The 20,103-nt window shown below is 41.7% G+C and carries 19 protein-coding genes and 1 tRNA gene; 8 read left to right on the forward strand and 12 right to left on the reverse strand.

Annotated elements, in window-relative coordinates; all coding sequences use genetic code 11:
- Nucleotides 1–36: 36 nt before the first annotated feature.
- From VJ09_RS10755 to qoxA (VJ09_RS10790), 8 genes are all read right to left on the reverse strand, one after another.
- Entirely contained in the window at nt 37–336 is a 300-nt protein-coding gene (locus VJ09_RS10755) for a cytochrome o ubiquinol oxidase subunit IV (RefSeq protein ID WP_044641436.1), read from the reverse strand.
- The gene (gene qoxC, locus VJ09_RS10760) at nt 336–947 is read right to left on the reverse strand and encodes a cytochrome aa3 quinol oxidase subunit III (protein WP_044641437.1); all 612 of its coding nucleotides are present in this window, start codon (nt 945–947) and stop codon (nt 336–338) included. The genes VJ09_RS10755 and qoxC (VJ09_RS10760) overlap by 1 nt, the downstream gene beginning before the upstream one ends.
- Nucleotides 944–2,917, reverse strand: coding sequence for a cytochrome aa3 quinol oxidase subunit I (gene qoxB / locus VJ09_RS10765; protein WP_044641438.1), 1,974 nt, complete (start codon nt 2,915–2,917; stop codon nt 944–946). The genes qoxC (VJ09_RS10760) and qoxB (VJ09_RS10765) overlap by 4 nt, the downstream gene beginning before the upstream one ends.
- A gap of 3 nt (nt 2,918–2,920) precedes the next feature.
- On the reverse strand, nt 2,921–3,832 hold the full coding sequence (gene qoxA / locus VJ09_RS10770; RefSeq protein WP_044641439.1) for a cytochrome aa3 quinol oxidase subunit II: 912 nt from the start codon (nt 3,830–3,832) through the stop codon (nt 2,921–2,923).
- Between the two features lie 197 nt (nt 3,833–4,029).
- The gene (locus VJ09_RS10775) at nt 4,030–4,329 is read right to left on the reverse strand and encodes a cytochrome o ubiquinol oxidase subunit IV (RefSeq protein WP_044641440.1); all 300 of its coding nucleotides are present in this window, start codon (nt 4,327–4,329) and stop codon (nt 4,030–4,032) included.
- Nucleotides 4,329–4,940: a cytochrome aa3 quinol oxidase subunit III gene (gene qoxC, locus VJ09_RS10780; protein ID WP_063124749.1), complete on the reverse strand. Its 612-nt coding sequence runs from the start codon at nt 4,938–4,940 to the stop codon at nt 4,329–4,331. Before qoxC (VJ09_RS10780) ends, VJ09_RS10775 begins: the two co-directional genes overlap by 1 nt.
- Entirely contained in the window at nt 4,937–6,913 is a 1,977-nt protein-coding gene (qoxB, locus tag VJ09_RS10785; protein WP_044641441.1) for a cytochrome aa3 quinol oxidase subunit I, read from the reverse strand. The genes qoxC (VJ09_RS10780) and qoxB (VJ09_RS10785) overlap by 4 nt, the downstream gene beginning before the upstream one ends.
- A gap of 3 nt (nt 6,914–6,916) precedes the next feature.
- The gene (qoxA, locus tag VJ09_RS10790) at nt 6,917–7,831 is read right to left on the reverse strand and encodes a cytochrome aa3 quinol oxidase subunit II (protein ID WP_082050493.1); all 915 of its coding nucleotides are present in this window, start codon (nt 7,829–7,831) and stop codon (nt 6,917–6,919) included.
- Nucleotides 7,832–8,209: 378 nt separating this feature from the next.
- On the opposite strand from qoxA (VJ09_RS10790), the gene asnB reads away from it, so the two are divergent.
- The 7 genes from asnB (at nt 8,210) to VJ09_RS10825 (ending at nt 14,253) form a co-directional block, all read left to right on the forward strand.
- Entirely contained in the window at nt 8,210–10,054 is a 1,845-nt protein-coding gene (gene asnB / locus VJ09_RS10795) for an asparagine synthase (glutamine-hydrolyzing) (RefSeq protein WP_044641442.1), read from the forward strand.
- 166 nt (nt 10,055–10,220) lie between these two features.
- Complete coding sequence (locus VJ09_RS10800) at nt 10,221–11,021, forward strand: ParM/StbA family protein (protein ID WP_044641443.1); 801 nt, start codon at nt 10,221–10,223, stop codon at nt 11,019–11,021.
- Nucleotides 11,008–11,289, forward strand: a complete 282-nt coding sequence (locus VJ09_RS10805; RefSeq protein ID WP_044641444.1) for a hypothetical protein — start codon at nt 11,008–11,010, stop codon at nt 11,287–11,289. Before VJ09_RS10800 ends, VJ09_RS10805 begins: the two co-directional genes overlap by 14 nt.
- Before the next feature lie 172 nt (nt 11,290–11,461).
- Nucleotides 11,462–11,758 carry a VanZ family protein gene (locus VJ09_RS19180; protein ID WP_052807339.1) on the forward strand — a complete coding sequence of 99 codons (297 nt, stop codon included), beginning with the start codon at nt 11,462–11,464 and terminating at the stop codon, nt 11,756–11,758.
- A 207-nt stretch (nt 11,759–11,965) separates the two neighbouring features.
- Nucleotides 11,966–12,039, forward strand: a tRNA-Arg gene (locus tag VJ09_RS10815).
- Nucleotides 12,040–12,107: 68 nt separating this feature from the next.
- Nucleotides 12,108–13,052, forward strand: a complete 945-nt coding sequence (locus VJ09_RS10820; RefSeq protein WP_044641445.1) for a PucR family transcriptional regulator — start codon at nt 12,108–12,110, stop codon at nt 13,050–13,052.
- 91 nt (nt 13,053–13,143) lie between these two features.
- A complete protein-coding gene (locus VJ09_RS10825; RefSeq protein WP_044641446.1) occupies nt 13,144–14,253 on the forward strand; it encodes an ABC transporter ATP-binding protein in 1,110 nt (369 codons plus the stop codon).
- A gap of 222 nt (nt 14,254–14,475) precedes the next feature.
- Here VJ09_RS10825 and VJ09_RS10830 read toward each other — a convergent pair whose 3' ends face one another.
- The 4 genes from VJ09_RS10830 to VJ09_RS10845 all read right to left on the reverse strand — a co-directional run bounded on the left by VJ09_RS10830 (nt 14,476) and on the right by VJ09_RS10845 (nt 18,716).
- Complete coding sequence (locus VJ09_RS10830) at nt 14,476–15,555, reverse strand: glycoside hydrolase family 15 protein (RefSeq protein WP_044641447.1); 1,080 nt, start codon at nt 15,553–15,555, stop codon at nt 14,476–14,478.
- A gap of 103 nt (nt 15,556–15,658) precedes the next feature.
- On the reverse strand, nt 15,659–16,486 hold the full coding sequence (locus VJ09_RS10835; protein ID WP_044641448.1) for a carbohydrate ABC transporter permease: 828 nt from the start codon (nt 16,484–16,486) through the stop codon (nt 15,659–15,661).
- Nucleotides 16,486–17,406, reverse strand: a complete 921-nt coding sequence (locus tag VJ09_RS10840; protein WP_044641449.1) for a carbohydrate ABC transporter permease — start codon at nt 17,404–17,406, stop codon at nt 16,486–16,488. The genes VJ09_RS10835 and VJ09_RS10840 overlap by 1 nt, the downstream gene beginning before the upstream one ends.
- A gap of 65 nt (nt 17,407–17,471) precedes the next feature.
- Entirely contained in the window at nt 17,472–18,716 is a 1,245-nt protein-coding gene (locus tag VJ09_RS10845; RefSeq protein WP_052807340.1) for an extracellular solute-binding protein, read from the reverse strand.
- A 362-nt stretch (nt 18,717–19,078) separates the two neighbouring features.
- On the opposite strand from VJ09_RS10845, the gene VJ09_RS10850 reads away from it, so the two are divergent.
- Nucleotides 19,079–20,095: a LacI family DNA-binding transcriptional regulator gene (locus VJ09_RS10850; protein ID WP_044641450.1), complete on the forward strand. Its 1,017-nt coding sequence runs from the start codon at nt 19,079–19,081 to the stop codon at nt 20,093–20,095.
- Nucleotides 20,096–20,103 lie beyond the last annotated feature (8 nt).

Here is a 20,103-nt window from a genome sequence, read left to right on the forward strand (position 1 = left end):
ACATTCTCTCCATAATTAGAGGAATGTGCCCTTTTACTATATTCCCATCGTATTGTATAGCATAATCCAAACAGAGCCTGCTACTATTACCACCGCAATAAATATTGCAAATACGATGTTGATGTAGTTGTAAACACGTCCAGAACCTTCCGTGATATGCATGAAATAGATCAGCTGAATCAAGAGCTGGACAATCGCTAGAAAGACGATTGCAGAGATCCGGATACCTAAAGGCAGGGAGGTGCCAATCCCAATAAAGAGAGCCATTAGGGTAAGGAGAATAGATGCTGCAAAGCCAAAAATGTGTCTCTTGGTAGATTCATGATTGCTACTCATTAGGACATCACTCCCATCAAGTAGACTACTGTAAAGACAAAGATCCAGACAACGTCTAAGAAGTGCCAATAAAGTCCCGTGATAAAAATCTTACGGGTGGTCATTGGAGTAAAACCACGTTTTGCTACTTGGAGAAGCAGTAAGAGGATCCAACAGATCCCGACGGTAACGTGGGCACCATGTGTACCAACCAGAAGGAAAAAGGCTGAGAGAAATGCACTTGTTTGAATCGTAGCACCTTCATGTGCATAGTGGATAAACTCATTAATTTCCAGGTAGAGGAATCCTGCACCAAGAAGAAGGGTCAAACCGATCCAAAAGAAGAACCCTTTTTTGTTCATGAGACGCATCTGATGGACTGCTAGTCCACAAGTAAAGCTACTGGTTAAAAGAAGGAACGTCATAATCACAAAATCTTTTACTACAAATAGTTCTGCAGCGGTGGGGCCACCAGCCGTCTGACCTTGATATACCAGATATGAGGCAAAGAGAGTAGCAAAGAGTGCTATCTCAGCGCCTAAAAAGATCCAAAAACCAAAGATCTTGAGATCCCCTTCATGGGAAGAGTATTCCATATAGGGAGGGTTGTGGCTATCTGTTTTGGCACTCATGCTTTTACCTCCTTATACTTGGATTCAATACGTTCAATTTCGTCTACTTGTACATAGAAATCTTGATCATAATCATTGAGAGAGCGATAAATCATCGTTCCAAAGACTCCTAGTAAGCCTAGCGCTCCGATAAAGAACCACTCAAAGATAAAGCCAAATCCTGCAACGAACCAGAAGGCGGCCATCACTACAGGCATACCAGAGTTTTTCGGCATATGAATCGGCTCTAAAGGGCTAGTATCCTCGGCAATTTTGTGTTGCTTTTTATACCAAAAATCATCTTGTGCTAATACTTTTGGTTCTCGTGCAAAGTTGTAGAAAGGCACAGGAGATGGAATAGACCACTCTAAAGTACGACCATTCCATACATCTGCTCCTACACGTTCAGGATAGCGAATACTATAGATGACGGACCAAACAAAGAAGACAAATCCAAGTCCCATTATGAAAGCTCCGATGGTGGAAATCATGTTCCAGACTTCCCAACCGAGACCAAAGTCATAAGTGTAGACGCGACGAGTCATTCCACCTAGTCCAAGAATATATTGTGGAACAAAGCAGACGTTAAAGCCGATGATAAAGAAGTAGAACGCCCATTTCCCAATACGCTCGTTCAACTGGATTCCAAACATTTTAGGCCACCAATAGGTAAGACCTGCAAAACACCCAAATACCGTACCACCGATCAGCGCATAGTGGAAATGGCTGACGAGGAAGTAGCTATTGTGATATTGGAAGTCAGCTGCGGCAGAAGCGAGCATTACCCCCGTAACACCTGCAATCAAGAAGTTAGGGATAAAGGCCATTGCCCAAAGCATGGGAACCGTAAACTCAATTTTCCCTTTGTAAAGGGTGAAGAGCCAGTTAAAGACCTTAACACCGGTCGGGATTGCGATCAACATCGTACTAATCGAGAATGCAGAGTTGATCCAAGGACCGGTTCCCATGGTAAAGAAGTGGTGAAGCCAAACCAAAAAGCTGAGTGCTGAAATGATTACCATGGAATACACCATTGCGTTATATCCAAAGAGACGTTTACGGGCAAAGGTACTGATAACGTCTGAGAAGATCCCGAAAGCTGGCAAGATCACAATGTATACCTCAGGATGTCCCCATAACCAGAACAAGTTGGCCCACATCATTGGCATTCCGCCACCGTCTACTGTGAAGAAGTGAGTACCAAAGGAACGGTCAAAGGTAAGCATAAATAGAGCAATCGTCAAAATAGGGAATGCGAAGATGATAATGACAGCAGTAATCAGTGTAGACCAACTAAACATTGGCATTTTCATTAGCTTCATACCAGGTGCACGCATCTTCAAAATGGTTACAAAGAAGTTGATCCCTGTCATCAGGGTACCAATCCCAGAAATTTGCAGACCCCAGAGATAGTAGTTTTGCCCTGGCCCGGGACTTAGTTCCGCTCCTGAAAGTGGTGTCATACTGATCCAGCCAGCATCAGGAGAACCACCTACTACAAAAGATAGGTTAAAGAGCATCGCGCCTGTAAAGAATAACCAAAAACTGACAGCGTTTAATACTGGAAAAGCTACGTCTCGTGCTCCTATTTGGAGTGGTACAGCAAAGTTCATCAGTCCAATAATAAATGGCATCGCCATAAAGAGAATCATGATCGTACCATGGGTGGTAAATACCTGATTATAGTGCTCAGCGTTGAGGAAATTCAGCCCTGGTAAAGCTAACTGAATTCGCATCATCAGGGCATCTACTCCGCCCCGGAATAACATGATAATAGCAGCGATAATATACATAATCCCAATTTTCTTGTGGTCCACTGTTGTGAGCCATTCGTCCCAGAGCCAGCGCCATTTTTTAAAGTACGTAAGTACAAAGATGATTCCCAAGGTAGCTAAGACAATCGAAACTTGTGCTCCGGCAATCATCGGTTCGCCTTTTACAATGAAATTCTCCGGGATATGGAATTGGAAAAATCGTTCCCAAAAACTCATTGATTACTCCTCCCCTCCATGTTGATGTCCACCAGTGTTTTTATCTGTATTGGTTCCATTCGGATGTTGATGTTTATTTGTGCGTTGATGCGGAAGAACAGCGGTTTTTGGATATGACGAGAAAGTCATATTTCCTACTGTGCTCGGTTTTAGTAGGTAATTCCAATCTCCTTGTTGCATGGCAGGTGCAGTTCGTTTCACTTGATTTGTCCATTGATTAAAGTCAGCTTGCTTCATCGATACGACTTCAAAATCCATATGAGTAAAGCCTTCTCCAGTAAAGTTGGCGTTTTTTCCGATATATTTTCCTGGTTTATCTGCTTCTAACCAGAGATACATATCCATACCAGGCATGGTGTATTCCATACCACCAAGCTCAGGGATCCAAAGAGCCCCCATCGATCCAGCTGCATTGAGCTTAAAGTGAACAGGAACATCAGCTGGGATATTTAAGTAGTTAACCGTAACGATCCCTTGTTCTGGATACTTGAAAATCCATTTCCAATCGACTGAGGTAGCTTCAATCTCGATTGGTTTCTTTTCTGGACTTGGGCTTTTCTCCAGATCAAAAGTAGCTTTTACCGTAGGGACTGCGAGAAGAATAATGATCAAAATGGGAATAACAGTCCAGGTGATCTCTAATTTGGTGCTTCCATGTTGGTCTGGCGGTTGATAGTCAGCTGGTTGTTTGCTTGCTCGGTATTTCACAAGCATAAAGACAAAAAGTACCATAACCGCAACAAATACGATCAACATCAAAATAATAGACCACATAATGAGATCATATTGGATCTGTGCGACAGGTCCCTGTGGGTTTAAGACACCAGATTTGACATTTATATTGCTACAACCGGTCAGGAGCAACAGGAAGAGTCCGAAGAGCCCAATGGCCTGATAATTTTTCTTTTTCAGCATCTGGTTGCCTCCTTTTCATAGTAACTATAGGATGTAAAAATACAGCTCAATATATAATTGAACACTGATGTTTCCATAAAAAAGAATATAACACGTTTGCAATTCTTTATAACGATAAAAGCAACATTCCGACCATATATACAAAAAAAAGAGCACATTCTCTCCATATTTAGGAGTAATGCACTCTTTTAAAATGATTAGAGTCCCATCGTATTGTACAACATGATCCAGAGAGATCCTGCTACTACTACGACGACAATAAAAATACCAAACGCGATGTTGAGGTAGTTATAAACACGCGCAGAACCTTCTGTGATATGCATGAAATAGATCAACTGAATTAAGAACTGGACGAACGCTAGAAAGAAGATCGCAGAGACTCGGACACCCATCGGCAAGGAAGTACCAATCCCAATAAACAGAGCCATCAGGGTAAGTAGAATCGATGCTGCAAAGCCAAAGATATGCTTTTTGGTAGATTCATGATTGCTACTCATTAGGACATCACTCCCATCAGATAGACCGCTGTAAAGACAAAGATCCATACAACGTCTAAGAAGTGCCAATAAAGCCCTGTGATAAAGATTTTCCGAGTGGTCATCGGAGTAAAGCCACGTTTTGCTACTTGTAGGAACAACAACAAGATCCAGATGATCCCGACAGTTACGTGGGCACCGTGTGTACCAACTAGAAGATAGAAGGCCGACAGAAATGCACTTGTTTGGATCGTAGCACCTTCGCTTACGTAGGTAATAAACTCATGAATTTCCAGGTAGAGGAATCCTGCACCTAGAAGAAGTGTCAGACCCATCCAAAAGAAGTAGCCTTTTTTGTTCATGAGACGCATCTGATGGACTGCGAGCCCACAGGTAAAACTACTGGTCAAAAGAAGGAACGTCATAATCATAAAATCTTTTACTATAAACAGATCGGCAGCAGTAGGACCACCAGCGGTCTGTCCTTGATAGACCAGGTAGGAGGCGAAGAGAGTAGAAAAGAGTGCTATCTCAGCGCCTAAGAAGATCCAGAAACCAAAAATCTTGTAATCCCCTTCATGAGAAGAGTATTCCATGTAGGGTGGGTTTTGGCTATCTGTTTTTGCACTCATGCTTTTACCCCCTTACATTTTTCTTCTTCACGTTCAATTTCATCTACTTGGACATAGTAATCTTGATCATAGTCATTCATTGATCGATAGATCATACAACCAAATACACCAAGTAACCCAAATGTGCCAATAAAGAACCATTCAAAGACGAAACCAAAGCCTGCTACAAACCAGAACGCTCCCATGACTGGAGCAATCCCAGAGTTCTTTGGCATGTGGATGGGTTCTAATGGACTCGTATCTTCTGGGATATTGTTCTCTCTTTTATACCAGAGGTCATCTTGAGCGAGAACGTTTGGAACACGAGCAAAGTTGTAGAAAGGTGCTGGCGAAGGAATAGACCATTCGAGATTTCGACCATCGCCCCAAGCATCTGCTCCCACACGCTTTTCATAACGAATACTGTACACAACGGACCATACAAATAAGATAAAGCCAATTCCCATCATGAAGGCTCCGATGGTAGAGACCATATTCAACGTATCCCAACCTAACCCAGTGTCATAGGTGTAGACACGACGAGTCATTCCGTTAAGGCCTAGGAAATATTGAGGTAGGAAACAAACGTTAAATCCAATCACGAAGAAGCCGAATGCCCATTTTCCAATTCGTTCGTTTAGCTTAAAGCCAAACATTTTTGGCCACCAATAGGTGAGTCCCGCGAAGCAGCCAAACACAGTACCACCGATCAGCGTGTAGTGGAAATGGCTGACTAGGAAGTAGCTATTGTGATATTGGAAGTCTGCTGATGCAGAAGAGAGCATAACCCCTGTGATTCCACCAATTAGGAAGTTAGGGATAAAGGCGCATGCCCAAAGCATAGGAACGGTAAACTCGATTTTCCCTTTGTGTAGTGTCAGCAGCCAGTTAAACATTTTGACACCAGTAGGAACCGCAATCAGCATCGTAGAGATAGAGAAAGCGGAGTTGATCCAAGGTCCATTTCCCATAGTGTAAAAGTGATGGAGCCAAACAAGCATACTCAGACCTGAAATAATCAGCATCGAGTAGACCATAGCGGTGTATCCAAAGAGGCGTTTCTTAGCAAAGTGACTGATTACATCGGAGAACATCCCAAATGCGGGCAGAATAACAATATATACTTCAGGGTGACCCCATAACCAGAAGATGTTAGACCACATCATTGGAAGACCGCCGCCATCCATGGTAAAGAAAAGCGTTCCAAAGCTACGGTCAAAGGTTAGCATAGCCAGTGCAATCGTTAGGAACGGAAATGCAAAGATGATAATGATGGATGTAATCAACGTAGACCAAGAGAACATCGGCATTCTCATCAATTTCATACCCGGTGCGCGCATTTTGATGATGGTAACTAGGAAGTTGACCCCGGTCATCAGCGTACCAATCCCGGAGATTTGTAGACCCCAAACGTAGTAGTTCTGTCCAGGCCCTGGACTCAGTTCATTTCCGGATAATGGAGCCAAGCTGATCCATGATGCATCTGGAGATCCACCGATCACAAAAGATAGGTTAAAGAGCATAGCACCGGAAAAAAAGAGCCAGAAACTGATTGCGTTTAGTAGTGGAAATGCTACGTCTCGTGCCCCGATTTGTAAAGGCACAATAAAATTCATCAGACCAATAAGAAATGGCATCGCCATAAACATGATCATGATGGTTCCGTGAGTAGTGAAGATTTCATTGTAGTGCTGTGCATTTAAGAATTCCAGGTTGGGAAGAGCCAATTGAATACGCATTAATAGCGCATCTACTCCCCCACGGAAAAGCATGAGAATCGCTGCCAAGATATACATTATGCCAAGCTTTTTGTGATCTACTGTAGTTAGCCACTCATCCCATAGCCAACGCCATTTCTTAAAGTAAGTGAGGACAAAGATGATTCCTAGCGTTGCAAGGATAATAGATACTTGAGCTCCAGCAATCATCGGTTCTCCTTTGATAAAAAAATGCTCCGGAATCTCAAATTGAAAGAATCGTTCCCAGAAACTCATTTTCTATTCCCCCTTTCCATGATGTTGATGCCCACCAGTGTTCTTTTCTGTAATCGTTCCATTCGGATTCAACTGTTTATCCGGACTTTGATGCGGAAGAACAGCTGTTTTCGGATAAGAGGAGAAAGTCATTTTTTCGACCGTTCCCGGTTTAAGTAGAGCATTCCAGTCTTCTTGTTGCATCGCAGGAGCAGTTTGCTTCACTTTGTTGACCCACTGATTGAACTCAGACTGTTCCATCGAAACTACTGGGAATTCCATATGGGTGAATCCTTCGCCAGTAAAGTTAGCATTCTTTCCTAAATATTTACCTGGCTTGTTTGCTTCGAGCCAAAGGTACATATCCATACCTGACATGGTATATTTCATACCTCCCAACTCAGGAATCCAGAAAGCGCCCATGGCACCGCTTGAGTTGAGTTTGAATTGAATCGGAACATCAGCAGGGATATTGAGATAATTGACAGTGGAGATTCCTTGCTCCGGATATTTGAAGACCCATTTCCAATCCATCGAAGTTACCTCGATCACCATTGGTTTTTTCTCTGGGCTTGGAGATTTTTCTAGATCGAAAAGAGTTTGTACGGTTGGGATGGCAAATAAGATCAAAATGAAAATCGGAATAATAGTCCAGATAATCTCCAATTTCTTGCTCCCATGGATATCTGGAGGTTTATATCCTTTAGGTTGCTTACTTGCTCGATATTTCACAATCATATAAATAAAAAGTCCAGTAACCGTTACAAAGACAAATAACATCAGAAAAATAGACCACATGATGAGATCGTATTGTACTTCAGCTACAGGTCCTTGTGGGTTTAAGACACCAGACTTGATGTTAATATCGCTACAACCGCTCAGGAGTAACAGAAAAAATCCGAAGAGCCCAACGGTCAGTTTTTTTCTATGGCTTAGCATCTGGCTGCCTCCTTTTTCAAAAATTTGATAGGGATTACAAAAATAATGCAAGTTATATTAATAAACACCGATGTTTTCATACAAAAGAATAGTACATTTGTATGATCTTTTGTATGGAAATTAAAGTATAATTTATGACATTATTAAACCAAATTTTGGGAAAATAAATTATTTGCTTAGCTCTTTCTTTACTTTGAGGAATTTTGGGATTAGGTTCTTTCATGCATAATTTTCACTCCTTGTGTTATTTATGTTCAATCATTCACAATATATCGGAAATGTTCTTCTAATGCAACAAGGATTTCTTTAGTGTGAACCAAATATAGAGGGAAGACATATGATGAAATCAACTGATGCCTAGAAGAGAGGGTGGAAGGCATGTGTGGAATTACTGGTTGGGTTGATTATGAAAGAGATTTGAGTCTACAAGTAAAACAGTTAGAAGCGATGAATGAAAAACATTCTGTTCGAGGGCCTGATGCAGAGGGGAAATGGATTTCACGTCATGCTTTACTAGGACATAGAAGATTAGCGGTAATTGATCTAGAGACAGGCGCGCAACCGATGATCAAACAACTAGGTGGTCAACGATATATTATTACGTTCAACGGTGAGATCTATAATATGGCAGAGTTGAGAAGTAGACTCAAAACTCTTGGCTATCGCATCGAAACTACCTCCGATACGGAATTGATTTTACTCGCTTATGCAGAATGGGGAACTGAAGCACCCCAATACCTGAATGGAATCTTCGCTTTTGCGATCTGGGATGAGCAGAAAGAAGAATTGTTTATCGCCCGAGATCGGATCGGGGTAAAACCTCTATTCTATTCTAGGATAGGGAGCTCTTTGCTATTTGGATCGGAGATAAAGTCACTTTTGGCTCATCCAATGGTAAAAGCAGAGATTGATGATATCGGCATTTCGGAGATCCTAGTGATGGGACCAGCTCGGACACCAGGAGTAGGCATCTTCCGCAATATTCAAGAACTAAAGCCAGGCTGCCAACTATTTGCTTGCAGGGAAGGGATACGGATTCAACCTTACTGGGAGCTTCAATCTAAGACTCATGAAGATGATTTTCCTACTACTGTGGAGCAGGTGCGGGATCTGTTTCAAGATGCGGTTCGTCGTCAGTTGATTTCGGATGTACCTATCGGAACTTTCCTATCTGGTGGACTAGACTCAAGTGGAATCAGTGCTTTTGCTGCCAAGGCATTCGAAGAAGAAGGAAGAGGCGTACTTACTACGTTTTCTGTCGATTATCAAGACAATGATAAACATTTCCAGAAAAATGAGTTCCAGCCCAATGCAGATGCTCCTTGGATTCGAGTCATGGCAGAAGCGATTGGCTCTGATCATCATGATGTAGTATTGGATAATGAAGAGCTATTTGAAAGCATAGAGGCAGCGATGATCGCTCGGGATTTACCAGGGATGGCGGATATAGACGCTTCGTTGCTCCTATTCTCTAGAGAGATCAAAAAGCACCTAACCGTCGCCTTGTCTGGAGAGTGTGCGGATGAGTTGTTCGGGGGATATCCATGGTTCCATCGAGAAGAACTACTGCATGCAGATACCTTCCCTTGGGCAGCAATGGTAGACAAACGCGTGCCTTTTATAAGGAAAGATGTACAAAAACGGATTGATCCGCTCTCCTATGTACAAGACAGATATCAGGAAGCACTTGCCGAAGTACCAAGGTTTGCTGATGATACATTAGAAGAGGCGAGAATGCGGGAGATGTTTTATCTGAACATAACGAGGTGGATGCCAACCTTATTAGATCGCAAAGACCGGATGACCATGGCGTATGGATTGGAAGTAAGAGTGCCGTATTGTGACCAAAATTTGGTAGATTATGTATGGAATGTGCCGTGGTCGATGAAGTTCCATGGGAAAAGAGAGAAAGGGCTCCTGAGAGAAGCACTCAAGGATCTATTACCCAAAGAGGTAATGCAACGGAAGAAGAGCCCTTACCCTAAAACACATCATCCAGACTATTTGCGTAAGATGAAAGCAAAAGTAGAGGGATTCCTCGTGGATTCAGAAGCGCCTCTTTTTGAACTAATCGATCGTAAACAAGTAGCTGCCTTTTTAGAACAGGATTTGGGCAAGGTGCATCTTCCGTGGTTTGGGCAGTTAATGAATGTACCCGCCATGCTTGCATATTGGGTTCAATTGAACGAATGGTTGAAAAAATATCAAGTTAACATCATATAAGGAAACTAAGGAAACGATTCCCATTTTGTATATACAAAATGAGGGTCGTTTTTTAGTCACAAATTGTATATACAATAGTATATATATTTTTAAAGATTAGTCCATTTAGTATATACAAAAGTATATAATATAGTGAGAAAACTATTTTAAGAGGAGAGGGAAAATTTTGGATTTAGTAGCAGTAGATGCAGGAAGAAGTTTTACCAAGGTAAAAGTAGGAAATCGTGTATTTGAATTTCCAAGTAAAGTGAGTAAAGCGCTAGAAGGCCATCGCGATCAAATGCCAGGCGATCTAGAAGTGCGTTATCAGGGGAAAGATTATTTTGTAGGGCGGTTGGCAGAAAGGGAAGGCTATGCTTGGACCAATATGTTGGAAACCAAAGTCCATGAGCAGACATTGATTGAGATCTTGACAGCTTGTTTTTTGGCAGAAGTAGTTGGGAAAGTAGCGATTATGACTTCGATTCCAATCAATATGTATTCCAAAGAGATGGAGCGTTCAGGCTTGAAAAAGCTACTGGTTGGAGATCATGAGATTTTAGTCAATGGTGTTTATCGGAAGTTACAGGTGGAAAAAGTAGGGATCGGTCTGGAGTGTGCTTGTTCTTACTTTAATCATAAGCGTCCAGGTAAAGTGCGTATTATCGACCCTGGTGCGAGAACAACCAACTTCGCTACTTACCAAGACGGGATCTATATCGGGAAAGAATCTGGAACCATCTCGTATGGTTGGGATAGCGTACGTGGATCAGATCCAGATCTAATGGCTAATCTGATCATATCGGAGATCGGAAAATCATGGTCGACTTCAGATCAACTGGAGATTATCGGGGGAAGAGCGCAAGATTTGGAGCTACCAATGCAAAAGCAGGGATTTGTTCACACGCATGCAGTAACAGATGCCAAGTATGCGAATGTAACAGGACTTTATGAAATTGGAAGGAATCTAATCAGTGTCCAAGGATGAGAAACAGCGCTTGTTAAAGCCCGTTTCCTTCAATCTGCGCGATCCCGATGAACGCCAATTATTAGAAACGATTCAAGAACGTGGAGTCAACTTTTCTGGGTTAGTCAAGAAGCTTCTATTCGCTTACTTACTAGAGCAAAAAATCTATCGTGAATCGACTTGGTCTGCTCCTAGTACCTCAAGACCTGTTATTCAAGAGACACCACTTCATGAAGATTTTCCTCAAGATGCCCCTGATTTTGGTGGAATGCCAATTGATTGGGATTAGTTACTAAATATAACGGTGCCTAGATGTAATAATCATTGTCTAGATTATAGGAAACCTTCCAGCTCTAATACTGGGAGGTTTTCCACTGTTTGGGGAACTACTAAACTTTGGGAACGTAAACATTGATTACGACCTAGCAACTGAACAAGGATTTAATGCATGGCTCGATAGTATGAATAGTGTAAATATCATTCCATTATATAAATGGGTGTATATCGCTGATTATATAGATATTGTTATAGAAAACATCTTGTTACAAAATATTGCTATGTTCATACCGTTTGGAATATTATTGCCATTATTATTTAAAAAGTTAGACTCCTTCAAATGGGTTTTAGCAATTGTCTTTTTCTTTAGCTTAGGCATTGAGTTATTGCTATACTCCACGTCTCTGTTCCTATTTGACATTGATGATATTATCTTCAATTCTCTAGGTGCAGTTATCGGGTTTATTCTGTTGCTGGTCTAAGAAAATAATCGGTAGTACCAAGAACAAACGCGTCTCGATAAGTAAGTAGCGATATCAACATAAGATCGTTCTAATCCATAGAGCGATCTTATGTTGATAGTATTCTAATGTGACATAAGTGGACATACTGGCTTTTTGTTTCTGCCTTTTTCGTTTATACTAAACATGTGCCAGATTAGGCTTTTCTGTAAATTTGGTAACTCTTAAGCGCCCGTAGCTCAGCAGGATAGAGCAATAGTTTCCTAAACTGTGTGTCGGAGGTTCGAGTCCTCTCGGGTGCGTTTTTTTCTTTTTACTAAGCAATAGTAGGTGTACAAAAATTGTACGCCTTTTTATATTGGAGATGGGAATGAGTTCCATGAAACCACAAGATATTATTGCGGAATTAACAACCTTATTTGAGAAGGATTTCGTGAGTCAATCGGATCTTTTTCTTGCAAAATACCCTACTTATTCTGCTCCGATCCCTTTTCAGATTCAGCGAGAACTCACTTATCTAGAACTAAGATTATTGGATCGATTACTCTCCTATTGGAATCAGTCGTCAGAACAATTTGGTACAGAACTGGAACCGACACTTCGAATATTCTGGAAACAAGGGGATTTGACGGATATCTCCTCACGCTATCACAGTAAATTAGTAGGAAAGACCTTTCTCTATCTGGTTCTGAATGATAAGACAGACCCCAGAAATAGAACAGCAGTACACGAGATGGTATTATCCTATTTTTCTAGTGAGGATTTGGTAGAAAGACTCTCGCCTTGTGAGTGGCTCGCTTGCCCGTGTCAGGAGACAGTAGAACCGCTTGCAGAAGGTCTTTTGACAGTCTTAGAGAGTGAGCTAGGAGAATTGGGGAAGATCATCATTCATCCACCTATTAGTAGTTGGGAGCAGATGGTGAAGGTACGAGAGCAGGTCAAACAAACCTATTCGTTGCTCCAGAACTTTTATCCAACCTTGCAATTTAGTTATGTTAAACCAATGCCCTTGGAGTGCCTACTGGATTCGATCCCCCTAGAGGCGGTCCATCAGTTTCTAGTTGAGATAGGTTGGGACTCCATGCTTTCAGAGATGCAGAAGACTTGGCGATTATTTCTCCAGACCAATGGAAATGTGAGTGAGACGGCTAGGTTGTTATTCCTCCATCGTAATACTTTGTTATATCGATTAGATCGCTTAAAGGAAGAGAGTGGATTAGATGTGAGGCAATATCACGATGCATTGCAAATCCAGATCGCTATGTTGCTTGCAACCAAACGGAATCAGCAATTAACCGAAAAAGATCCCAAATAATCTGGATATCTGCCTAATAGGCGCGGAAGTTCCCTTTGGTTACAATAAAAATGGATGCGCTTACAAAAGAGAGCAGATGAGGTGGAGCAAAATGGCGGGAGTAAAATTAGATCATGTCGAAAAACGCTTCGGAAATGTGATGACGATACCTGATTTGAATCTGGAAATCCGTGATAAAGAGTTCTTAGTGTTGGTAGGTCCCTCTGGCTGTGGAAAAACCACTACATTGCGGATGATTGCGGGATTAGAGGAAATTACAGGCGGAAATTTATATATTGGAGAGCGATTAGTCAATAACGTTCATCCTAAAGATCGTGATATTGCGATGGTATTTCAAAGCTATGCTCTCTATCCTCATATGACTGTATATGACAATATGTCGTTTGGCTTGAAGTTGAAGAAGATGGCTAAAAGTGAGATTGATCAGAAAGTAAAAGAGGCTGCCAAGACTCTAGATATTGAACACTTACTGGATCGAAAACCGAAGGCTCTCTCGGGTGGTCAGAGACAACGGGTTGCCTTGGGTAGAGCAATCGTACGCGAACCAAAGGTTTTTCTGATGGACGAACCTCTGTCTAATTTGGATGCTAAGCTACGTGTACAGATGAGAACCGAGATCAGTAAATTGCATCAGCGGCTTCAAACTACTTTTATCTATGTAACACATGATCAAACAGAAGCGATGACTATGGGAGATCGGATCGTGGTGATGAAAGACGGGCTTATTCAACAAGTAGATACTCCGAATGAGATCTACCAACGCCCAGCAAATCGCTTTGTTGCCGGTTTTATTGGTTCTCCTGCAATGAATTTTGTGGATGGCGGTCTAATAGAAGAAGGTCAAGAGGTTTTCTTTGTTACAGAGGGGGTAAAGTTGAAATTCCCCGCTGGACAGGCAACGATTCTTCGCGAAAAAGGATACATTGGCAAAGAGGTTACCTTTGGAATCCGTCCTGAGGCAGTCCATGAAGAGTTGCTTTTTACGGAGGCTTTTCCAGAGAATGTGTTTACGGCAACAGTAGAAGTAACAGAAAATATGGGTTCGGAGATGTTCTTGTATGTTAGTGGATTAGGGAAAGAGTGGACCGTAGCAAGAGTGAGTGCAAGAATGGAGTATACTCCGAATGCAAAAGTTCCATTAGCATTAGACATTAACAAAGCACATATCTTTGATAAAGAAACGGAAGAACGTGTAATCTAATGGAGCAAAGACCTGCTAGTTATATGCAGGTCTTTTAGTTGTTCAGTAATGCTATTCATCTAAGTCGCATCGTTGGTTTTGATCGGAATTTAGAAGATGAGTGGAAGGTAGTTTGCAACAGATGGCACCAATTTTGCCTGATCTGCATGTTGTAGATCCCTTCGTGCAAATTCGCGTGTCAAAAGGGAAAAACTCTGGCATAAAATAGTGAAGCAATACAACTTACTTATTTTGGTGTAACTGACTCCAAAGGACAAGGTACATTGCATGTGACCAAATTAGCGGAATAGCCGGACTACCGTGTTTTTGGACCCAACTATCATAGTAGGTAGGTGCCAAAAGATTGTGTTGTACTTGTTCTGGAAGTCCCTCTTCTGTATATTTTTCCTCGATCCATTGTAAAAGAAGGTTTGCTCGTTCTTTCTCTCCGGTTCGGCTATAGTACCAGCCTAACCAAGCCGTCAGTAGAATCCATTTTCCACCTCCATAATAAGTATCTTCTGGATAACGGTAAACTCCTTGGAGGTGGACTAGCCTCTCTTCGATCTGTTTTACAGTCTCCCTCATGAGGGGATCTTGCTCTCTTACTACTTGAAATGGGGTGGAGATCCAGAGCAGACTAGCATCAATAGAGGAGGAGTCTAGTGATTTGCGAAAACGTCCTTCCATTACCCCGTGTTCTTGGATAACAGAAGAGATTTCCCCACACGTTCTTTCGATTTTGGATTGATAGGAAGGAAGATATTTCTTGATTTGTTGCAATCCACCCTGGATTGCTCCAAAGGTAGCCGGATGTAGTTGATCACCATTCTCTTCCCAGCAGTCGTAGTTGGGGATTCTCCAACAGGCGATTAAATAATCCACTATAAGCTGGAGCGTTGGCTCCCTTTTTTCGAGGATCGTGTAATCTCTTGTTTGGTCTAGATATTGAGCAAGACCCCATAGATAGGCTCCAAAGCCATCCAATTGAAAGTTCCCCCAATGTCCCGGTACCTCATTGCCGTCTACTGTATAACGTGCGTGAAGATAGTTCTCCCCTAGTTGCAGAGACCCATTTTTGCCTAGCTGAATCGCTTTCTCTGCTTTAGTGCGATGCCGTTCTATCGTCATCTGACACCACTGATAAAAACGCTTTGCAGAGTGATGTTGACCGAGTAGATTCATGCTGTATGCAATAAATGTACCATCACGAAACCAACTATGTTGATAGGCCTGAAAACAGGGAGAAGCCAAATACGCTCCAGTAGAATGTTGATTAGTTAAGATAATTTCGATACTCTTCTTTACCAAATCAGCTTTCATGCTTTATACCCCTTTCAAAACGAATGGAGCCTTTCAGGGCAGTTGTCCATAAAAAAGGAAACATTCGCTTACCCATGTAGAGCGAATGTTATATTGTGCTGTACTATCCTTTGGTTCCGCCAGCAGTCATACCAGAAATCAAGTAACGTTGTGCTACGAAGAAGAAGATCAAAACAGGTAAAGTGATCAGAATCGCAGCAGCGGACATTAAGTGATAGTCGTTATTAAACTGGTTTACGAATTGGCGTAGACCAATCGGTAAGGTATACATTGTTTCATCACTTAGGAAAGTGATCGCAATCAAAAACTCATTCCATGCTGTGATAAAGGAATAAAAAGCGGTAACTGCTAGTCCAGGTAGAGCAAGTGGTAGTACAATTCGGTAGAAGGTTCCAAAATGGGAGAGGCCGTCTACCCGTGCTGCTTCCTCCAACTCATATGGAATGGTATCAAAAAAGCTTTTCAGCATCATGACACAAAACGGCACAGAGACAGTAGAGTAAGCAAGAATTACTCCTGTATAGCTATTTAGCAGCCCTAAATTATTCACGATCAGATAGAGTGGAATAATGAGCAGAGCACCAGGAAACATTTGTGTCATTAAGATCGACAATTCTACCCACTTACGACCCCAAAATTTAAAGCGAGAGATAGCATAAGCAGCAGTGGTAGACAAGACCAATCCAACTGCTGTCGTAAAGAGGGCGATGAGAACACTATTGCGGAACCATTCGAGGAAAATCCCATCCGATCGGGTGAGTACTTCTTGATAATTTTCCAGTGTAAAGGTCTTGGGAATCAGTTCAATACCGGTTGAAAAGACCTCCGCTTCTGGTTTTAAGCTGGTAGAGAGGATCCAAAAAACTGGAAAAATCGAAATAAAAGAAGCGATGATTAATAGAATATGAACCCACCAAGTTGATTTTCGCATCAATAATACACCCCCTCTTGGCTATTTGCTTTTAAGACGCGGCGATAGATCAAAGTAAAGACGATAAGGAAGCTGAGGATCACGACACCGTAAGTAGAGGATGCCCCTAAGTTCCAAGCTTCAAATGCCTCTTGATATGCATAAGTCACCAAGATTTCGGTCGAATGGATCGGTCCACCACCTGTCACTAGATAGATGATACTAAACATGTTAAAGGTCCAGATGATCCCGAGAGTAGTAGCAGTAGCTGCTACTGGCCGCAACAGTGGGAGTGTAATGTTTTGGAACTGTTGCCAAGCAGATGCTCCGTCAATTCGAGCAGCTTCGTATAAAGATTCGGGGATACTTTGTAGTCCGCCTAAGAGAGTAATCATCATAAAGGGAATTCCAAGCCAAACGTTTACCATAATGGCGGAGAACATAGCCCAGAAACTATCTCCTAGCCAAGGGATCGCATTCATTCCTAATTTGGTGAGAACGAGATTAAATAATCCGTACTTGCTGTTATACATCCAAAGCCACGCAAAAGCAGCGACAAAGGAAGGTACTGCCCAAGGAACCATCAGAAGAATCCGATAGATGCCCTGTCCTTTTATTTTGCGATGTAACAATAGAGCTAGTCCTAACCCAATCGTAAAGTGAAAAAATACATTGATAAAAGTCCAAACCAAAGTTTGCCAAATGATATCGCGAAAAATAGAGTTTCGATCAAAAAAGGTAGAAAATATTTCTTGGTAGTTTTGAAAGCCAATCCATTGATAACTAGGATCGACAAATGTATTGCCCATATTGTACTGATTCATATCAGTGAAACTATAGGAGATACCACGAACGAGAGGATAGAAAACCAGTATACCCATGATGATCAAGACGGGTGCTAGAAAAACATAGGCAACCCAACTGTTCTGACGATTTAGCATATAGTGAACACTCCTTTCCAAAAAAAAGAGGAGGAACTAAGGATGCCCTCCTCTGATTGAACAACTTATCTCTTCAACAATTTCTTCCAAGCCTTTGCTACTGCATCCAAAGCTTGTTGTGGAGTTTTCTCCTTTTTGAAAGCTGCTTGGTATTCTGGAGTAAAGCTAGTGTAGATTTGCCCACCTTCTGGTACTACAGGACGATTTGTCGCTTTGTCCATAACCAGTTTCCATTGTTGAATAACTTGATTAGCTTTCACATCTGGTAATTCGTATGCAGATTTGCGTGTTGGTAAGGTACCGTTTTTCACTGCAAATTTTGCTTGGTTCTCTGCATTGGCTAGATATTGAATAAATTGAAAGCTCTCTTTTTTTACTTTGGATCCTGCATAAATTGCCAGACTGTGTCCACCGACCGGAGAACCAGTTACACCAGTTGGTCCCATTGGAATCGGAGCGACAGCCAAGTTTGTAGGATCTTGGAACTGCTCGCCTTTTAACAGGTCCGTCATTGCCCAAGGACCTTGTAGGATCATCGAGGAACGCCCTGTTTTGAAAGCTTGGTTCAAGTTATTGTAGTCATTTTTCGCATCAAACTCGTCAGGCATGAGCTTATCATCACGAAGTTTCAACAAGAATTCTAAGCCTTTGACAGAACCAGCATTATTTATCTGAATCTCGTTCTCATTGAAAAGTCCCCCACCAAAGGACCACATAAATGGTTGGAACCAGTATGCATCTGTTTGACGGTGATAGAAGCCCCATTTGTCTTTCGAAGGATCAGTTAGTGCCTTGGCTACTTGATAGAACTCGTCCCAGGTTTTGGGAGCTTCTTTGAAGCCTTTTTCTTGGAGTTGCTTCTTGTTGTAGAGAAGACCCAAAGCATCGGTTACTTGAGGGACACTCCATGTTTTTCCATTCCACTTACTGTAGTTTAGAGGGGCAGATAAAAAGTCATCTTGGTCTTTGAAATAGCTATCGAGTGGTTCTAATAGACTAAGTGCTGCAAACTCTGGAGTCCAAGCAATTTCAGAGCGGATCACATCTGGACCATTTCCTTCTTGAGCAGCACGCTTAAATTTATTTTGAGCCTCTTCAAAAGGAACATTTTCTAACTTAATTTTGATATCTGGGTTTGCCTTTTCAAAATCTGCAATAATTTCTTTCAAAGTAGCTGTTTCTTCATCATTTGCGGTGTTCCAGTAAGTAACCGTAACTGGACCAGACGAAGCATCTTGTTCGCTAGAACAGCCTACAAATAAAATAGCCACTAATGAAAGAATAGTGAGTAGATAAAGAGATTTTCTCACTGTGTGTACCCCTTTCGTAAAAGAGAATGAATGTGCTATCAAGCAGATTGTTCGTATTTTCCTATATCGTGGGAACGTTTGCATAGAAAAATACAGATAACAAAGGGAGATGTGATCCGGTCTATCCAATCGGTAAACGCTTTCATTAGACTGAATGGTGAATAAATTGTTTCAATTAACTTTATACTACAACAAAATATTAAAATGCAAAACAATTTTTATTATTTTTATGAGCGTGTATGCTGATAAACTCCCCCTTTGGCAGAATAGTATCTGATTTTTGTTTACTTTTCTTTTGTTTTTCGCTAATATTCCAGTAAATAGATTAATTCAATCGTTTGCATTATCGGGGTGAAGTACAAATGTCCAGTATAACCATTAAAGATGTTGCAAAAAAAGCGGGAGTCTCCCCTTCGACAGTCTCTCGTGTTATTACCAATCATCCCAAGATCAGCCCTGCTACAAAGCGGAAGGTTCGAGAAGCGATGGAAGAATTGGGCTATCATCCAAACGTCATGGCAAAAAGTTTGGTTTCGAAAAGCACCAAAACGATCGGTTTAGTGTTACCTCATTCTGCGGAAGATCTTTTTACCAATCCATTCTTTTCGGAAGTGTTACGAGGTATGTTAGGGTATGCCAATACCAAGCAATATGACGTTCTGATGTCGTCTGCTAACAACCAGGCCGAAGAAATGGAAGCGGTTACGAGAATGGTGCTTGGAGGCAGGGCAGATGGAATTATCTTGATGGAGCCTCGAAAAGAAGATCCAATTGTATCGAAACTGTTAGAGTATCAGTTTCCTTTCGTCGTATTAGGACGTACTCTCGAACATAGAGGAATCCTCTCGGTTAATAACGATAATCAAAAAGCGGCTTATGATGTAACGAATCATCTAATTGACCAAGGTCATCAACGAATAGGATTTACTAGTGGTCCTCCTGATCTCGTCGTTTCGGAAGATCGATTAAAAGGATATCAACAAGCATTAGTGGAAGCGGGTCTCCCCTTTTCAACAAATTGGCTAATTCGAGGGGAGTTTTTACAAAAAAGTGGGTTTCATGCTGTTTCCATGGTGATGAATCAGATAGAGCGACCAACTGCTTTTGTGGTTACAGATGATGTGGTTGCCTTTAGCTTGATGAGAGAGCTAGTTGCGGCAGGTTTCCATATTCCCAAAGATGTTTCCATCGTTGGTTTCAATAACATTCTCCTTTCGGAGATGAGCAATCCACCGATAACGACCGTTGATATCGGAATCTATCAGCTAGGGTTTTCTACGATGCAGCTACTGATCCAGAAAATCCAAGGAGAAGAGATAAATCAGACAGAAGTAATTGTTCCACATCGTTTAGTTATCCGCGAGTCATCAATGAAGTAAGGGGTAGT

The organism is Risungbinella massiliensis (assembly GCF_000942395.1).
Lineage (GTDB): Bacteria > Bacillota > Bacilli > Thermoactinomycetales > Thermoactinomycetaceae > Risungbinella > Risungbinella massiliensis.